Source organism: Heliomarina baculiformis (genome assembly GCF_019966545.1).
Lineage (GTDB): Bacteria > Pseudomonadota > Alphaproteobacteria > Rhodobacterales > Rhodobacteraceae > Heliomarina > Heliomarina baculiformis.
On the sequence record NZ_JAIMIC010000001.1, the window covers coordinates 501,403 to 517,744 of the forward strand.

Here is a 16,342-nt window from a genome sequence, read left to right on the forward strand (position 1 = left end):
TCAGGCTTCCATCCATCATTTCAAAACCTTCCTTCCGGGCTCAGCGTTCGTAGCAAGGGCGTCGACAAGGGCGACAAGACGTTCCGTTGCATCCGGCGCGCCGACGGAAAGGGCGGCGTTGGCCATCTGCAACGAGGCGGCGGGGTTTTCAAGCAGACTCGTTATCTGCGCGGTAAGGGATTCCGCGTTGAGCAGGCGTTCGGGGATCAGGATCGCGGCGCCCGCATCCACCAGCCCGCGCGCATTGGCGGTCTGATGATCGCCGGCGGCAGCGGCAAAGGGAATCAGGATCGAGGGCCGGCCGATCACCGTTAGGTCCGCGATTGAAGACGCCCCCGCGCGCGAGATCACCAGCTGCGCCTCGGCCATGCGGCTGGGGATATCGTTGAAGAAGGTTTTGACGTCGGCGCGGATGTCGGCCTCGGCATAGGCCTCGGTGACCCGATCCACGTCTTCTGCGCGCGCCTGATGGCTAACGCGCAGGTTACGACGCATCTGCTCTGGCAGTCGGGTGATCGCCTCGGGCACCACGTCGGAGAGGATGCGTGCGCCTTGCGATCCGCCCATGACCAGCAGCGACATCGGGTAGTCGCCGGGCGGGATATAGCTGGCCCCTGCCCGGTCAAGCACGGCGCCGCGCACCGGGTTGCCCGTATGCACACCATGGGCCGTCGGTGGCAGCTTGGTCGGTTTGACGCCACAGGCCACATGGGCCACGCGCGAAGCGAAGACTTCGTTGACGCGACCCAGCACGCCATTCTGTTCATGGATCATGCGGGGCAGCTTCAACAGGGTCGCGGCGGCAAGCGCCGGGATGGACGGGTAGCCGCCAAAGCCCACGACAACCGCAGGCTTGTCACGAAACATCCGCCATGCCGAAGCGATGACGCCCGCAGCGATGCGCGGGGCGACCATGGCGCGTTGCATCGCCCCGCCGCGCGCGAAAGTGGCGCTGGCGACCTCGACGATCTCGGTCTCTTCGGGGAAGGCACCCGTGTAGCGCGCGCCACGAGCATCCGTCGACAGGCGCACGCGCCAGCCGCGTTTCAGCATGGCTTCGGCCAGCGCCTGCGCCGGGAACATGTGCCCGCCGGTGCCGCCTGCGGCGATAATCAGCAAGGGTTGGCTCATCTGCCGCGACCACGCAGGATATCGGCGATTTCGCCCTGCGGGCGCGAGCGGGTAAAGGCGAGCAGCATGCCGAGCGCGATGCCCCCGGCAATCAGGGATGAGCCGCCGTAACTGACGAAAGGAAGGGTCATCCCCTTTGCGGGCAAAAGACGGACGGCAACGCCCATGTTGATCATCGCCTGCACGCCAAAGATGCAGGCCAGCCCGGTGCCGGCCAGCCGGATGAACGGGTCACGCTCGCGCATCAACCGGAACAGCGAGCGGGTGACGATCAGCGCGTAGAGCGAAATGATCACCAGCACGAGGATCAGCCCGTATTCCTCGGCCGCCACGGCAATGATAAAGTCCGTGTGCGCATCGGGGAGCGACCATTTCACCTGCCCCTCTCCCACGCCTACGCCAAAGAGACCGCCTTCGCGGATCGCGTTGGTCGCGTAACCAAGCTGGGTGGTTGGGTCGAGATCGGGCGAAAGGAACCCGTCGATCCGCCGGGCAAAGTGTTCGGAATTGGAATAGGCGATGGTGCCGCCCAGCACCACGAGCCCCGCCATGCCGACCAGCAGAACCATCGGCGCGCCGGCCACGAAATACATCACACCCCAGCCGAACATCACCAAGCAGGCCTGTCCGAAATCGGGCTGCATCGCCAGCATCAGAACAATGGCCACGCAGAGCGAAAAGGACCAGAGCTTGCCCGGAGGGCCGTTGATTTCCTGGCTGGCGGCCAGCATCCATGCGGCGGCCACGATGAAGCCGGGTTTAAGAAATTCCGACGGCTGAACACTTGCAAATCCAAGGCTGTACCAGCGCATTGCGCCCTTGCCGAAATCGGTGCCCAAAAACGGCAGCAACGCCACCGCGACAAACGCGCCGAGGAAGCCGACCACCGCAAGGCGGCGCACCATAACCGGCGACATCATCGAGGTCAGCAGCATCACGATCAGCGCGAGACCGCCGAACATCGCCTGACGTTGTACGTAGTGGAAAGGTTCAAGCCCGTTGCGCGCGGCAAGCGGCGGAGAGGAAGCGAGCCCGAGAAGCAGCCCGATGACAAAAAGTCCAAGCACGCAGGACATCGACCATTTATCGAGCGTCCGCCACCATTTTGGAACAATTGGTTCGCCGCCCCGTTCAGGGACAGCGCCATACACCATCTCAGTCATGGTTCCCGCCGTTTATATCTGCCTCAATCCGCCCCTTTTCGGGGTCTCAACCTTAAGGCTACATCGAAAATTGCGATGCCGCCAGCCTCTTCCTCTTGCCATGCCTATGAAATCGCGCGACAGCGCGGACAGATGAGACGTGAAACGATCATAATCGGTGCAGGTGCCGCCGGGATGATGTGTGCCGCCCATGCCGGGCCGGAAACGCTGGTCGTCGACCATGCCCGAAATCCCGGCGAAAAGATCCGCATTTCCGGCGGCGGGCGCTGCAATTTCACAAATATGTACGCCGCGCCGGAAAACTTTCTGTCGCAGAACCCGCATTTCGCCAAATCTGCGCTGGCGCGCTATACCCAGTGGGATTTCGTCGATCTTGTTACGTGCCACGGGATCGCGTGGCATGAAAAGACGCTGGGGCAGTTGTTTTGCGACGGCAAGGCGACCCAGATCATCCGGATGCTGAGGGATGAGATGGAAAAGACCGGGGCCGAGCTGTGGCTGCACACGGCGATAATCTCGGTTCGTCATGGCACCGAGGGGTTCACGCTCGACCTCGACCGCGACGGAAAGCGCGTTTCTATCACCTGCCGCAACCTTGTTCTGGCCACCGGCGGCAAGTCGATCCCCAAGATGGGCGCATCCGGCCTCGCCTATGATATTGCACGACAATTCGGGCTGGACGTGACCGAGACCCGGCCGGGGCTTGTGCCGCTCACCTTTCCGCCGGAACGGTTCAGCGGCCTTGCGGGCGTCGCCCTCCCCGCGCGGCTGTCCAATGAGCGAGCCGGGTTTGACGAGGCGCTGTTGTTCACCCATCGCGGGCTTTCCGGGCCGTCGGTACTGCAGATTTCGTCCTACTGGCGCGAGGGCGAAGAGATCCGCGTCGATCTCGACCCCGAGGTCAAACTTTTCGACAGCCTGCGGGACACACGCCAGATTTCGGGGCGCAAAGCGCTGACAACCGAGCTTGCCCGTGCCCTGCCCGCCCGGCTTGTCGATCACCTTTCAGGGCTACTGGACTTGTCGGGAAACCTTGCCGACCAGTCCGACGCGGCGCTGCGCGGCATATGCGATGCCCTGCGCGACTGGCGCCTGACCCCGTCGGGCAGCGAAGGGTATCGCACCGCCGAGGTTACGCTGGGCGGCATCGACACGGATGGGCTTTCGTCAAAGACGATGGAGTCCAAATCCGTGCCTGGCCTTTACGCCATAGGTGAAGCGGTAGACGTAACCGGCTGGCTTGGCGGATATAATTTCCAATGGGCATGGTCCTCGGGCTATGCGGCGGGCACGGCGATCCGCGCCCGCGCTACAGCGTCCTGACCAGCCGCAGCGCATCGTAGATGGCCGCGTGGGTGTTGCGGGCTGCCACCGCATCCCCGATCCGGAAGAGCTGAAAGGCCGCGTCCGGCTGGCGTGACACTGCCTGAGGGGCTCCGGCGATCAGCGCGTCATAATCCACCTCGCCCAGGTTGCGCGAGGACTCGCGCAGGTCGAAATAAAGGTCTTCGAGCGGCGCGGTTCCATGGTTGACCACCACCTGATCCACCAGCCTGTCACGGGTCACATCGCTATAATCCGTGCCGATCGTGGCCTTTAACCCGTTGCCCTCACGTGCCACCGACTCGAGCTTCCATGTCACGGTAAAGGTCACGTCCAGCGGTTGCAGCGCCCGCATTGCCGGGGTCAGGGTCATGCCCATGACCTCGGGCGAAAACACCCGGTCGCGCGTCATGATCTCGACCTTGGCACCGGTCGAGGCGATTTTTTCTGCTGCCTGCAAGGCCGCCTGATCACCGGCGTCGTCATAGATAAGCACGTTCGACCCGGGCTGCACGTCGCCTGATAGGATGTCCCATGCGGAGACAACAAGGTCATTGCCCTGCGGCAGGATCTCGGTGTGGGCGATGCCGCCAGTCGCGACGATCACAACGTCGGGGCTTTCATCCATCACCGTGGCCGCATCCGCGAAACTGTTGAAACGAAAGGTGACGCCCAGCTTTTCGCATTCCTCAAAACGCCACTGGATCAGCTGGATCATCTCGGCCCGGCGCGGGGTCTGGGCGGTCAGGCGCACCTGTCCGCCGGGATCGTTGGCTGCCTCATGCAAGATCACCTCATGCCCGCGCAAGGCCGCCACACGGGCGGCTTCCAGCCCGGCCGGACCTGCCCCGACAATCACGAAACGGCGGGTTTTTTCCGCCTTTTCGATCTCATGCGGCTGTTCGAGTTCGCGCCCTGTCGACGGGTTGTGCAAACAAAGCGCCATGCCACCCTGGTAAATCCGGTCGAGGCAGTAATTCGCGCCGACGCAGGGGCGAATGCGGTCCTCCTCGCCGCGCATGATCTTGGACACGATATGCGGGTCGGCCATATGGGCGCGGGTCATGCCGACCATGTCGAGCTTGCCGCTGGCCACTGCATGCCGCGCCGTCGCCACATCCTGTATCTTTGCCGCGTGGAAGGTCGGAAACTTGGTTTCCGCGCGGATTTCGCCTGCGAAATCAAGGTGAGGCGCGCTGGCCATGCCCTGCACCGGAATCACGTTGGTCAGGGCGGCGTCGGTTTCGATATGGCCCCGGATCACGTTCAGGAAATCCACCATCCCGCTGTTCTTGAGACGCCGGGAAATCTCCATCCCTTCGGGCTTGGCAATGCCACCCGCGAGCATCTCGTCCCCGACATAGCGAATGCCGACGATGAATTCATCGCCGACCCGCTTGCGGATCGCGCGCAGCACGTCAAAAGAGAACCGCATCCGGTTATCAAGACTATCCGCGCCATAAGGCCCGTCGAGATCGTTGGTCAGCGGCGACCAGAATGAATCCATCAGGTGGCCATAGGATTCCAGCTCGATCCCGTCGAGACCTGCCGCCTGCATACGCTCGGCAGCATCGGCATAATCCTCGATGATCCGGGCGATGTCCCAGTCCTCGATCCGCTTGGGGAAGGCGCGGTGGGCCGGTTCACGCTCGGGACTGGCCGAAACCACGGGTAACCAGTCGCCCACGTCCCATCGGGTGCGCCGCCCCAGATGGGTTAGCTGGATCATCACCGCCGAGCCGTGATCGTGGCATTCATCGACCAGCTTTTTCATCCAGCCGACGACCTCATCCTTCCACGCGAGGATGTTGTTAAAGGCGGGCGGACTATCCCTTGCGACCGAGGCCGATCCGGCGGTCATCGTAAGCGCGACGCCTGCCTTTGCCCGCTCTGCGTGATAAGCGCGATAGCGATCCTTGGGCAAACCATCCTCGGGATAGGCAGGCTCGTGGCTCGTGATCATCAGCCGGTTTCTGAGGGTCAGGTGTTTCAACTGAAACGGCTGTAGGAGCGGATCGGCAGACATGGGCATCTCCTGTGGCGTTGCGCCGACGATTCCGAAAATGTTCATCTATGTCAAGTTTAAGTTCATCAGTGTTCATTTCTCTTGTCGCCGCCAGACGCGCTGGCTATGACTTGCCCATGCAGGATGCGGTTTCATCAGAGGATGCCAACAGCGGCTGGCGCGGTTCGCGCGAGGTCTGGATGGCCGCCGCCAAATCGGCTCTGCTGGAAAACGGGGTGGATGCGGTCAAGATCCAGCCGCTGGCGAGCACGCTCAAACTCTCCCGAACCAGCTTTTATTGGTTTTTCAAGGACCGGGCCGCTCTGCTCGACGCGCTGCTAGACGACTGGGACAGTTCGAATACCGGCGCCCTGACCGATGCCTGCAAGGCATATGCGGAAACCATTGCCGAGGCGGTCCTGAACGTTACGGCCGCTTTCATCGATGAAAACGCTTTCGACCCCCGGTTCGATTTCGCGATCCGAGGCTGGGCACATCGATCGGACAGGGTCAAGGCGCGGGTCGCTGTGGCGGACGAGGTGCGGCTTGCCGCGCTGCAGGCGATGTTCACGCGCTTTGGCTTTTCCGAGGCCGAGGCGGATGTGCGCGCGCGCACGATCTACCTCGTGCAGATCGGGTATATCTCACTGCAAACCCGCGAGGATCTGGCGACCCGGCTGGCGCGAGTGCCCGCCTATGTCAAAACCTTCTGCGGAGAAAACCCCTCCCCCGGCGAAATGGCGCGGTTCAGCGCAAGGCTGGGAGCGGCGGTATCGGCCTGACACGCTCACGTTCGCGTGGCCTCAGGGAACCCGGAATAAACTCCATACGTTCAGCGAGACATGAACAAAGGGGAGTTTGCCACCATGGGTTTCAAGGTCGATGACAAGGTTGAATGGGACTGGGGCCAAGGCACGGCCGAGGGTCGGGTCAAGGAAACCCATGAGAAAAAGATCACGCGCAAGATCAAGGGCAGCGAGATCACCCGCAATGGTTCTTCCGACGATCCGGCCATCGTGATCGAACAGGAGGATGGCGACGAGGTCCTGAAACTGGCCTCGGAACTGCGCCACAAATGAAATGAGTACCGAGCAAGCTGTCATTCCCAAGGGGTTGGTCTGGTATCCGGATGACCGCCCCGGCATCACCCGCAAGCGACACGGCCGAGGGTTCACCTACAAAGCCGCCGACGGTACGACCATCGCGCGCGGGGCGGAACGTGACAGGATATGCGCCCTCGCGGTGCCGCCTGCTTATGAGGACGTGTGGATTTCGCCACGTGTGAACGGGCACCTTCAGGCAACCGGTTACGACGCGCGCACCCGCAAGCAGTATCGCTATCACCCCAAATGGGGAGAGGCCCGATCCGCCGAGAAGTACGACTACCTGCCGCGTTTCGGTCGCGCCCTGCCTGCAATCCGCCGCCGCGTGAGCCGTGATCTGGCGCTTGAGGCGGGGGACGAACGGTTCGCGCTGGCAGCCGCCGTTCTGCTGATCGACCGGCTGTCGATGCGCGTCGGAAACGAGACCTACGCGCGCGAGAACGGTTCATACGGGGCGCTGACATTGAAGCGCCAACATCTCAAGCTGACCGACGGCGGGCTGAACCTCGTCTACACGGCCAAGGGCGGCAAAAAGGTGCGGCGCCGCCTGTCTGACCGCAAACTGCTGCGCGTCCTGAACGAGATCCGCGATCTGCCCGGCGCAGAATTGCTGAGCTGGACCGAAGAAGACGGCACCGTACGGACCTTGTCGTCCGGGGCGCTGAACGCCTATCTGGCCGAGGCGACGGAAGAACCCTTTACGGCCAAGACATTCCGCACATGGGCCGGCACGCTGGCCGCCTTTGAGGCCGCCGAATCCGGCTCATCGACGATCAAGGCGCTGAGCGAGGCGGCGGCAGAGCGGCTTGCCAACACGCCAACCGTCGCGCGCAACAGCTATATCCACCCGACGGTCATCGACCTTGCCGGGAAGGACATGCCAAAGCTGAAGAGCGCCGGGGTCCCGGGCCTGCGCGCCGCCGAGAACCGGTTGCTAAGCCTTATCGAGCGCTAAGACGCAGGCGGCGAAATCATCGCCGCGCTGCTCGAAATTATCGTATTGGTCAAAGCTCGCCGCCGCCGGGGCGAGCAATACCGTGTCACCTTCCTGTGCATCGGCGGCGGCGCGGGCAACCGCCGTGGCCATGTCGGTGCAGATCTCGGTCGGACAGGTCAATTGCAGGGCGAAGCCCTCGGCATCGCGCCCGATGACATAGGCCTTGGTGACAGCCCCGACGGAGTCCTTGAGCGCGGCGAGCCCCCCCTCTTTTTCCAAGCCTCCGCAAATCCAGCGAATGCTCTTGAACGCCGAAAGCGCCTTGGCCGCGCTATCAAGGTTCGTCGCCTTGCTGTCATTGACAAAGGTGACGCCATTGCGCGTGGCGATAACCTGGCTGCGATGGGGCAGCCCGGGATAGCTGTGCAGCGCGGTTTCTATGACGCGAGGCGCGAGACCAAGCGTGCGGGCCACCGCATAGGCGGCGCAGGCGTTCTGGTGGTTATGCGCGCCGGGAAGCCCCTTGATCTCGCGCAGATCGATGGAAGCGATCTGCTTGCCCTTGCGGTATTCCGACAGGAAGCCCTTGCGGGAAAACACCTGCCAGCCCGGCCCGGTCAGTTTCGAAGCGACCGAGATGCGGATAACTCGGTCATCCGACGGGGCTTCGGCCAATTGCCCGGCAAGGAAAAGGCCTTCGGGTTCATCGACACCGATCACCGCGCGATCAGGGCCGCCTTCGGCAAAGAGGCGGCGCTTGGCCGCGAAATAACCGCCCATGCCTGCGTGGCGATCAAGGTGATCGGGCGAGAGATTGGTGAAAACCGCCACATCCGGCGTCAGCGCCCGAGCCAGATCGGTCTGGTAGCTGGAAAGCTCGAGCACCACGACTTCGCCATCGATCGCCGGATCGAGATCGAGCACGCCGCGCCCGATATTCCCCGCGAGTTGGGTCGGACGGTTCACCGACGTCAGAATGTGATGGATCAGCGCAGACGTGGTGGATTTGCCGTTGGATCCGGTTACCGCCACGACACGGGGCGGCGTGTCGAAGCTTTCCCAGTCCTTGGTGGCAAAAGAACGGAAGAACAGGCCGATGTCATTGTCGACGGGCACGCCCGAAGTCAGCGCTGCCTCGACCACCGGATTTAGAGCGGGGTAGAGATGCGGGATGCCGGGCGAGACGATCAGCGCGGCGACGTCATCGAAGGCCCCCGTCTTGGAAAGATCTGTGCAAGTGAACCCTTCCTCTTCGGCACGGGCCCGCGCGGCGGGATTGTCATCCCAGCAAACCGGCGTGGCACCACCGGCGCGCAGAGCCCGCGCGGCAGAGAGACCGGATCGGCCGAGGCCAAGCACCGCGATTTTCTGGTTCTGGACACCTGTGACGGGGATCAAGACGCGTTCCTTTCCGGTCAGCGGGGCAATTGGGGCTCTGCCCCGCCGCGCGATGCGCGGCCCCCCGGGATATTTTCGACCCAAAGAAGCTGGGGCCGGGTCATGGCATCAGCGGACCTTGAGCGTGGCGAGGCCGATCATGGCAAGGATCAGGGCGATGATCCAGAAGCGGATGACAATGGTCGGCTCGGCCCAGCCCTTTTTTTCATAGTGGTGATGGATCGGCGCCATCAGGAAGACGCGCTTGCCGGTGCGTTTGAAATAGAGCACCTGGATGATCACCGAGAGAGCCTCTACCACGAAGAGGCCACCGACGATGGCCAGCACCAGTTCATGCTTGGTCGCCACTGCGATGGCCCCCAGCGCCCCGCCAAGGGCGAGGCTGCCGGTGTCGCCCATGAAGACGGCCGCCGGTGGCGCGTTGTACCAGAGGAAGCCGAGGCCGCCGCCGAACAACGCGGCGGTGAAGATCAGCAGTTCCCCCGTGCCGGGCACGTAATGCACGTCGAGATAGTCGGTGAAGTCGACCCGGCCCACCGCGTAGGCGATCACCCCGAGGGTTGAGGCGGCGATCATCACCGGCATGATCGCGAGCCCGTCGAGCCCGTCGGTCAGGTTGACCGCGTTGGCGGATCCGACGACGACGCAGACACAGAAGGGGATATAGAGATAGCCGAGGTTGATCAGCGTGTTCTTGAAGACCGGCAGGGCGAGCTGACCCTGCAATTCAACAGGATGGTTCTGCGCCGCCCACCATGAGGCGGCAATCGCGATCAGCATGCCCAGCACGAGGCGCAGCTTGCCCGGCACGCCGGAAGTATTCTGCTTGGAAACCTTGGCGTAATCATCGGCGAACCCGATGGCCGCATAGGCCAGCGTCACGAAGAGAACCAGCTGGACAAAGGCGTTGTCGAGCCTTGCCCAGAGCAGCGTCGATGTCGCCAGCGCGCCGACGATCAGCAGACCGCCCATGGTCGGGGTGCCAGCCTTGACGAAATGCCCCTCGGGGCCATCGTCGCGGATCGGCTGGCCCTTGCCTTGCGTGCGGCGCAGGACGGCGATCAGCGGGCGGCCAAAGATGAATCCGAAGATCAGCGCGGTGAGGAATGCGCCGCCGGCCCGGAAGGTTATGTACCGGAAGAGGTTGAAGAAATCGCCCCCGTCCGACAATGCGGTCAGCCAATAGAGCATTCAGACTGTTCCACTCATGATCATTCTTCCCTGTCGGATATCGGCTGCGCATGACCCATTTTGCGGATCGCGTCAACAATCACCGAGAGCTTCATCGACAGGGAGCCTTTGGCCAGCACGACATCGCCACTGTCGATCCTGTGGCGCAACCCCGGCTCCATCTCCGCACTTGTTTCTGCCCAGGCGCCGCGCTTGTTTTCGGGCAGCGCCGCGTGAAGATTCTGCATCAGTGGCCCGATGCAATGAACGCAGTCAATATGATCCATCGCTTCGAGGCTGGCCAGCCCGGCGTGGAGCGAGGCGGCATCCTCGCCCAGTTCCTTCATGTCACCGAGGAATGCGATGCGCCGCCCGATCTGGACCCGGCCTGTGCCGTCGCGCACCGGCGACGCCGCCAGCACGTCGAGCGCGGCGGCCATCGAGGTCGGGTTTGCGTTATAGGCATCGTCGAGCAGATCGATGGAAAGATCGGCTTCGATCGCGTCGAGATGGATGGTTTCGCGGGTGCCCCTGCCGCGATAGGGCTGCCAGCGCCCCAAGCTGAGCGTCGCCAGCGCGAGATCGGCACCAAGCGCTTCGCAGGACGCCAGTGCCCCAAGCGCATTCATTGCAAAGTGTTTGCCCGGGGTGTTCAGTTTGAACAGGATCGCATCACCCCGGTTCTGGGCCTGAACCACGGTGGCCTCGCCCGAAATCCGCACGTCTTTCAGGATAAAGTCCTGCCCGTTCCGACCAAAGGTCACGACACCTGCGCCGCATTCCGCTGCCTTGTCGGTGAGGATTGCGGCCGTGTCGATATCCGCGTTCAGGATTGCGACACCCTCGGGTTCTAGACCCTCGAGGATAGCGGCTTTTTCCTGAGCGATACCTTCGACATTGTCGAATGCTTCGAGATGGGCGGCGGCGACGGTGGTGATCATGGCCACATGCGGGCGCGCCATGCGCGCCAGCGGCGCTATCTCGCCGGGGTGGTTCATGCCGATCTCGATCACCGCATAGTCGGTGTCGGACGGCATCCGGGCCAGCGTCAACGGCACACCCCAGTGGTTGTTGTAACTCGCAACCGAGGCGTGTGTGCGGCCCTGATCCGAGAGCATTTCAAAGAGCATTTCCTTGGTCGAAGTCTTGCCCACGCTGCCGGTGACTGCAATTAGGCGCGCCCCGGTACGCGCGCGGCCCGCGCGGCCGAGTGCCTCGAGCCCGGCCTGCACGTCATCGACGATGAGGAGCGGTGCGTCGTCGGGCAGGCCGTCGGGCACATGGCTGACCAGTGCGGCCCCTGCCCCTTTCTCTAGGGCCTGCGCCACGAACTCGTGGCCGTCCCGCGCGGCGCTAAGGGCCACGAAGAGATCGCCGGGCGCAAGCGTGCGGGTGTCGATGGAGACACCACTGACTTGCCAGTCGCCCCGCGCCTTTCCGCCGGTGGCGGTTGCGGCCTCGTCTGCTGTCCAGAGGCTCATACCGGGCGGCCGTCCAGCGCGGCCACCGCGACGCTGGCCTGTTCTGTATCGTCAAAGGGCAAGATGTCGTCTCCTACGATCTGGCCGGTTTCATGGCCCTTGCCGGCGATCAGCAGCGCATCGCCCGGTTCGAGCATATCGACGCCGCGCAGAATCGCCTCGGCCCGGTCTGCGACCTCGGTCGCCTGCGGCGCCCCGTTCAGAACGGCGGCTCGGATCAGCGAGGGGTCTTCACTGCGCGGGTTGTCATCCGTGACGATGACGAGATCGGCATTTTCCGCCGCCGCGCGTCCCATTAGCGGGCGCTTTGCCGTGTCGCGGTCGCCGCCCGCGCCGATGATCGCAATGAGCCGACCCATCACGTGCGGGCGCATCGCGGAGAGTGCCGTGGCAATGGCATCCGGCGTATGAGCGAAATCGACAAAGACAGCCGCCCCGTTTTCACGGGTCGCGGCAAGCTGCATACGCCCCCGCACGGTGCGCAGGAAGGGCAACGTTTCAAAGACTTCTTCCGGATCATCGCCCGCCGCGATAGCCAGCCCGCAGGCGAGCAGCACGTTTTCCGCCTGAAAGCCGCCTATCAGACCAAGACGAACCTGATGCGGCCTCCCTTCCCAGGTAAAGCGGATGTTCTGCCCGGTGGCATCGAACTGCTGGTTCAAGAGGCTCAGATCGCCAATCGCGTGCCCTGTGGTGATGACCCGTTGGCCACGCGCGGCGGCGATGGCGCGCAATTCCACCCCGCGCGCATCGTCAAGGTTGATTACCGCGGTGCCGTCCTCGGGCAGAACGCGGCGGAACAATCCCGCCTTGGCGGCGAAATAATCATCAAAGCTCGCGTGGTAGTCGAGGTGGTCCTGCGAGAAATTGGTGAAGCCGGCCGCGACAAGGCTGACCCCGTCAAGGCGACGCTGCTCGAGCCCGTGGCTCGACGCCTCCATCGCCGCATGGGTCACGCCATGCGCGGCTGCCTCGGCCAGCGCGCGGTGAAGCGTGATCGGCTCGGGCGTGGTATGGGCCAGCGGCGCGCTCCATGCGCCCTCGACGCCGGTGGTGCCAAGGTTGATCGCGCTGTGACCAAGTTCGGTCCAGATCTGACGCAGGAAATTGGTGACAGAGGTCTTGCCGTTGGTGCCGGTCACTGCGACCGTCGTGGCCGGTTGTCCCCCGAACCAAAGCGCCGATGTGTAGGCCAGCGTCTGGCGTGGGTCCTCGGCCACAATCAATGCAGCTTCCGACGCGGCCAGTTCCTCGGCGGCGATCCGCGCGCCCACCGCGTCGGTCAGAATCGCATGGGCGCCCATGCGCAGTGCAAACTGGATGAATTCGCCCCCATGCACCTTGGTGCCCGGCAGTGCGGCAAAGAGATGGCCCTCTTTGACATCACGGCTGTCAACGGAAAGTCCTGTGATTTCAGGGTCTCGGCCGCCACGTGCCGCAAGGGCAAGCTGGCTCAGGCGCTTGGCAGGCCTTTGGTCCGTTTTGCCCATGTTCCTGCCCTCTCTGCCTAGTTCGAGGTCAGGGTTATACCAGCCGCCGCGCGGGGTTCAATATCCGGTCTGAGGCCAAGGAGCGGTGCCACGCGGGCGATCATCTCGGCCGCCACGGGAACCGCCGTCCAGCCTGCCGTTCGGCGCGGTTCGGAGCCCGAGTTTTCCGACGGTTCGTCCAGCGTCACAATCAGCACGTAACGCGGATCGTGCGCCGGGAACATGCTGGCAAAGGTTGCGATCACCTTGTCGTCGTAATAGCCGCCGCGCGGCTTGGGCTTGTCTGCCGTACCTGTTTTGCCCGCCACCGCATAGCCCGGCACATCGCCAAAGCTTGCCGTGCCTTCGGAAACCACCAGCCGCAGCATATTGCGCGAGGCGGCAGCGGTCTGGGGCGACATCACCTGCGGCCCTTCCTGTGGCATATCCTGACGCAGCAGCGTGGGCGCGACATAGCGGCCGCCATTCGCAATCGCCGCATAGGCCGAGGCAAGGTGCATCGGGCTGGCCGAAAGGCCGTGACCATAGGAAATCGTCATCGCGGAAAGCTCGGACCAGTTCTTGGGCAAGAGCGGGCTGGCCCCCGAAGCCTCGACAATCTCGAGCGGGGTCGGATCGAGAAAGCCGAGATGCGACAGGAACTCTCTCTGCCGATCCGCACCGATCTGCTGCGCGATGCGCGCCGTCCCGATGTTCGAAGATTTCACAATGATCTTTGTTACCGACAACTCCTTGCCGTAGTTATGAAAATCGCGAATGCGGAACTTACCCCAGCGCAGCGGGCCACGGGTGTCGATCACCGTTTCGGGGCCGACCAGCCCCAGGTCCATCGCCTGTGCAACGGCAAAGATCTTGAAGGTCGAACCCAGTTCATACACCCCCTGAACGGCGCGGTTGAACAGCGGGCTGACCGACGGGTCAAAGCCCGAAGTGGGCGGCGCGGGACGGTCGTTGGGGTCGAAATCCGGCAGGCTCACCAGCGAGATCACCTCGCCCGTATGCACGTCCATCAGGATCGAGGTCGCGCCACGCGCGTTCATCAGCTTCATGCCGCCATAAAGAACGCGCTCGGCCGCCGCCTGCACGGTCAGGTCTAGCGACAGTGTCAGCGGCTTGCCGCCATTGGCCGGATCGCGGAGGTAATTGTCGAACTGCTTTTCGACCCCGGCCACGCCGATCACCTCGGCCGCGTCGACGCCTTCCTTGCCGAATGAGGCCCCGCCCAGCACATGGGCCGCGAGCGAACCATTGGGATAAAGACGCATTTCGCGCGGGCCGAACAACAGCCCCGGATCGCCGATATCATGCACTGCCTGCTTTTGTTCGGGGCTGATTTTCTTCTTGATCCACACGAACTTGCGCTTGCCGGTGAAATCCTTGATCAGCCGGTCGCGATCCAGATCGGGAAAGATTTTGACCAGGCCCTCAGCGGCCGAAAGCGGATCGACCATAAACGGCGGCTGGGCATAGAGCGAATGCGTTTCGAAATTGGTTGCGAGGATGCGGCCTTCGCGGTCGACGATGTCGCCCCGTTGCGCCGCGATCGGCGTGCCGATGGCACTTGCCAATGGTTCCTCGGCCTCGGACACGGAAAGCAGACCCATTCGTCCGCCGATAACCGTAAAGGCGCAGAAAAAGAACATGCCAAGGACCAGCAGACGCCCCTCGGCCCGGCTGCGCGCCTTGTCCTGCATTTCGGCGTGACGGTGACGCAGGTTCTCACGCATGATCGCGTCCGGGTTTTCACCATTGGCGCGGGCGGAAAGGATGCGTGCAAGCGGGCGTAGGGGGGTGCGGATCATGGCTCCTGCTCTCCTGCCATGGTGGAGACATCAATCGGGTTGGTGATTGGCAACAGCGGCTCGGGCGGATAGCTGACCTCGTCCACGCGACCGAACTGGTCGGGGCGCAGGGGCAGCAGGCCGAGACGGTCGAAATTCAGCTCTGCTAACTCCAATAAGCGGTTCGGACGGTTGAGATAGGCCCACTCCGCGCGCAGCACGCTCAGACGCACCTGCGCGGCACCGATCTGGTGCTGAAGCCGCTGCGTATCCTTCAGGACCTGCTGTGTGGCGTAGTTCTCCCGGTAGGCCCAGAATGCCAGCGCAAAAACCAGCAGCACGGTAAAGACGTAGATCAGGCTTTTCATCTGCGGGCCTCCCTGAGTTGCGGCATCCCAAGTTCATTCGCGTCGATTTTCCCCGCCGGCGCATCGGTGCGCACCGCGACCCGCAGCTTGGCAGAGCGGGAACGCGGATTTTCGGCCAGTTCCTCATCGTCGGCCGCGATGGCCTTGCGACTGGTGAGCGTGAATTGCGGGGCATCTTCCTCGGCGGCGGGGGCATAGCGGTTGGCATTCCCTGTCTTGCCCGCGCGCGCGGTCAGAAAGCGTTTCACCATTCGATCCTCGACCGAATGAAAGGACACGACGGCAAGTTTGCCGCCCGGTTTCAACGCCCGCTCGGCGGCCATAAGGCCCTGATACAATTCGCCATATTCATCATTCACCGCGATGCGAAGCGCCTGAAAGCTGCGCGTTGCCGGGTGCGACTGGCCGGGCTTGGCGCGCGGCAGGCAGGATTCAATGAGCTTTGCGAGGCGAAGCGTCGCCGTGATCGGCTCTTCCTCGCGCGCTTTCACGATGGCGCGGGCAATGCGGCGGCTTGCGCGTTCCTCGCCGTAGCGAAACAGGATGTCGGCGATATCCTCTTCGGCCGCGCCGTTCACCAGATCGGCAGCGCTCGGGCCGTCCTGCGACATGCGCATGTCGAGCGGGCCGTCCTTCATGAAGGAAAAGCCCCGTTCAGCCTGATCGAGCTGCATCGAGGAGACGCCTAGATCGAGCACGATACCGTCAAGGTCGCTGGCATATTCATCCATGCGCGAAAACACACCGGGCTGCATCACCAGCCGGTCGCCATACTCGCCCGCCCAGCCCTGGGCCATTTCAAAGGCCAGCGGATCGCGGTCGACGCCGATCACCTTGTCGGCCCCGGCCTCGAGCAATCCGCGCGTATAGCCACCCGCCCCGAACGTGCCATCCAGCCAGACGCCTGTCACCGGCGCCACTGCGGCCAGCAAGGGGCGCAGCAGCACGGGAACGTGGGGTTTGTCAGGATCGTGAGCGTCGTCCTGAGTCAT

At 63.4% G+C, this 16,342-nt stretch carries 14 protein-coding genes; 4 read left to right on the top strand and 10 right to left on the bottom strand.

The features are described 5' to 3' along the window. Positions 1-15: 15 nt before the first annotated feature. Together murG and ftsW are read right to left on the bottom strand one after the other, a co-directional pair. Complete coding sequence (murG, locus tag MF268_RS02425; protein WP_238369310.1) at positions 16-1,131, bottom strand: undecaprenyldiphospho-muramoylpentapeptide beta-N-acetylglucosaminyltransferase; 1,116 nt, start codon at positions 1,129-1,131, stop codon at positions 16-18. Further along, positions 1,128-2,294 (bottom strand): putative lipid II flippase FtsW, encoded by a 1,167-nt coding sequence (gene ftsW / locus MF268_RS02430; RefSeq protein ID WP_238369311.1) that lies wholly within the window; start codon positions 2,292-2,294, stop codon positions 1,128-1,130. The genes murG and ftsW overlap by 4 nt, the downstream gene beginning before the upstream one ends. A gap of 132 nt (positions 2,295-2,426) precedes the next feature. Here ftsW and MF268_RS02435 point away from each other — a divergent pair, with 132 nt between their 5' ends. Continuing rightward, complete coding sequence (locus tag MF268_RS02435; protein ID WP_238369312.1) at positions 2,427-3,617, top strand: BaiN/RdsA family NAD(P)/FAD-dependent oxidoreductase; 1,191 nt, start codon at positions 2,427-2,429, stop codon at positions 3,615-3,617. Here the strand turns inward: MF268_RS02435 and MF268_RS02440 are convergent. Continuing rightward, positions 3,604-5,643 carry an NADH:flavin oxidoreductase gene (locus MF268_RS02440; protein ID WP_238369313.1) on the bottom strand — a complete coding sequence of 680 codons (2,040 nt, stop codon included), beginning with the start codon at positions 5,641-5,643 and terminating at the stop codon, positions 3,604-3,606. The genes MF268_RS02435 and MF268_RS02440 overlap by 14 nt on opposite strands. Before the next feature lie 116 nt (positions 5,644-5,759). Here MF268_RS02440 and MF268_RS02445 point away from each other — a divergent pair, with 116 nt between their 5' ends. From MF268_RS02445 to MF268_RS02455, 3 genes are all read left to right on the top strand, one after another. After that, positions 5,760-6,404 (top strand): TetR/AcrR family transcriptional regulator, encoded by a 645-nt coding sequence (locus tag MF268_RS02445; protein ID WP_238369543.1) that lies wholly within the window; start codon positions 5,760-5,762, stop codon positions 6,402-6,404. A gap of 84 nt (positions 6,405-6,488) precedes the next feature. Beyond that, the gene (locus MF268_RS02450; RefSeq protein ID WP_238369314.1) at positions 6,489-6,701 is read left to right on the top strand and encodes a hypervirulence associated TUDOR domain-containing protein; all 213 of its coding nucleotides are present in this window, start codon (positions 6,489-6,491) and stop codon (positions 6,699-6,701) included. Between the two features lies 1 nt (position 6,702). Beyond that, positions 6,703-7,680, top strand: coding sequence for a DNA topoisomerase IB (locus MF268_RS02455; RefSeq protein ID WP_238369315.1), 978 nt, complete (start codon positions 6,703-6,705; stop codon positions 7,678-7,680). Here the strand turns inward: MF268_RS02455 and murD are convergent. The 7 genes from murD to rsmH form a co-directional block, all read right to left on the bottom strand. Further along, a complete protein-coding gene (gene murD / locus MF268_RS02460; protein ID WP_238369316.1) occupies positions 7,660-9,060 on the bottom strand; it encodes a UDP-N-acetylmuramoyl-L-alanine--D-glutamate ligase in 1,401 nt (466 codons plus the stop codon). The genes MF268_RS02455 and murD overlap by 21 nt on opposite strands. Positions 9,061-9,168: 108 nt before the next feature. Next, on the bottom strand, positions 9,169-10,251 hold the full coding sequence (gene mraY / locus MF268_RS02465; protein ID WP_238369317.1) for a phospho-N-acetylmuramoyl-pentapeptide-transferase: 1,083 nt from the start codon (positions 10,249-10,251) through the stop codon (positions 9,169-9,171). Between the two features lie 20 nt (positions 10,252-10,271). After that, positions 10,272-11,711 (bottom strand): UDP-N-acetylmuramoyl-tripeptide--D-alanyl-D-alanine ligase, encoded by a 1,440-nt coding sequence (locus tag MF268_RS02470; RefSeq protein ID WP_238369318.1) that lies wholly within the window; start codon positions 11,709-11,711, stop codon positions 10,272-10,274. Continuing rightward, positions 11,708-13,201 carry a UDP-N-acetylmuramoyl-L-alanyl-D-glutamate--2,6-diaminopimelate ligase gene (locus MF268_RS02475; RefSeq protein WP_238369319.1) on the bottom strand — a complete coding sequence of 498 codons (1,494 nt, stop codon included), beginning with the start codon at positions 13,199-13,201 and terminating at the stop codon, positions 11,708-11,710. The genes MF268_RS02470 and MF268_RS02475 overlap by 4 nt, the downstream gene beginning before the upstream one ends. 17 nt (positions 13,202-13,218) lie before the next feature. Next, complete coding sequence (locus MF268_RS02480; RefSeq protein ID WP_238369320.1) at positions 13,219-15,003, bottom strand: peptidoglycan D,D-transpeptidase FtsI family protein; 1,785 nt, start codon at positions 15,001-15,003, stop codon at positions 13,219-13,221. Further along, positions 15,000-15,350, bottom strand: coding sequence for a cell division protein FtsL (gene ftsL / locus MF268_RS02485; protein WP_088633348.1), 351 nt, complete (start codon positions 15,348-15,350; stop codon positions 15,000-15,002). The genes MF268_RS02480 and ftsL overlap by 4 nt, the downstream gene beginning before the upstream one ends. Beyond that, the gene (gene rsmH / locus MF268_RS02490) at positions 15,347-16,342 is read right to left on the bottom strand and encodes a 16S rRNA (cytosine(1402)-N(4))-methyltransferase RsmH (RefSeq protein WP_238369321.1); all 996 of its coding nucleotides are present in this window, start codon (positions 16,340-16,342) and stop codon (positions 15,347-15,349) included. Before rsmH ends, ftsL begins: the two co-directional genes overlap by 4 nt.

Coding starts and splice junctions, on each gene's coding strand:
- murG (WP_238369310.1), bottom strand. CDS start 1,131: ATGAGCCAACCCTTGCTGATTATCGCCGCAGGCGGCACCGGCGGGCAC.
- ftsW (WP_238369311.1), bottom strand. CDS start 2,294: ATGACTGAGATGGTGTATGGCGCTGTCCCTGAACGGGGCGGCGAACCA.
- MF268_RS02435 (WP_238369312.1), top strand. CDS start 2,427: ATGAGACGTGAAACGATCATAATCGGTGCAGGTGCCGCCGGGATGATG.
- MF268_RS02440 (WP_238369313.1), bottom strand. CDS start 5,643: ATGTCTGCCGATCCGCTCCTACAGCCGTTTCAGTTGAAACACCTGACC.
- MF268_RS02445 (WP_238369543.1), top strand. CDS start 5,760: ATGCAGGATGCGGTTTCATCAGAGGATGCCAACAGCGGCTGGCGCGGT.
- MF268_RS02450 (WP_238369314.1), top strand. CDS start 6,489: ATGGGTTTCAAGGTCGATGACAAGGTTGAATGGGACTGGGGCCAAGGC.
- MF268_RS02455 (WP_238369315.1), top strand. CDS start 6,703: ATGAGTACCGAGCAAGCTGTCATTCCCAAGGGGTTGGTCTGGTATCCG.
- mraY (WP_238369317.1), bottom strand. CDS start 10,251: ATGCTCTATTGGCTGACCGCATTGTCGGACGGGGGCGATTTCTTCAAC.
- MF268_RS02470 (WP_238369318.1), bottom strand. CDS start 11,711: ATGAGCCTCTGGACAGCAGACGAGGCCGCAACCGCCACCGGCGGAAAG.
- MF268_RS02475 (WP_238369319.1), bottom strand. CDS start 13,201: ATGGGCAAAACGGACCAAAGGCCTGCCAAGCGCCTGAGCCAGCTTGCC.
- MF268_RS02480 (WP_238369320.1), bottom strand. CDS start 15,003: ATGATCCGCACCCCCCTACGCCCGCTTGCACGCATCCTTTCCGCCCGC.
- ftsL (WP_088633348.1), bottom strand. CDS start 15,350: ATGAAAAGCCTGATCTACGTCTTTACCGTGCTGCTGGTTTTTGCGCTG.
- rsmH (WP_238369321.1), bottom strand. CDS start 16,342: ATGACTCAGGACGACGCTCACGATCCTGACAAACCCCACGTTCCCGTG.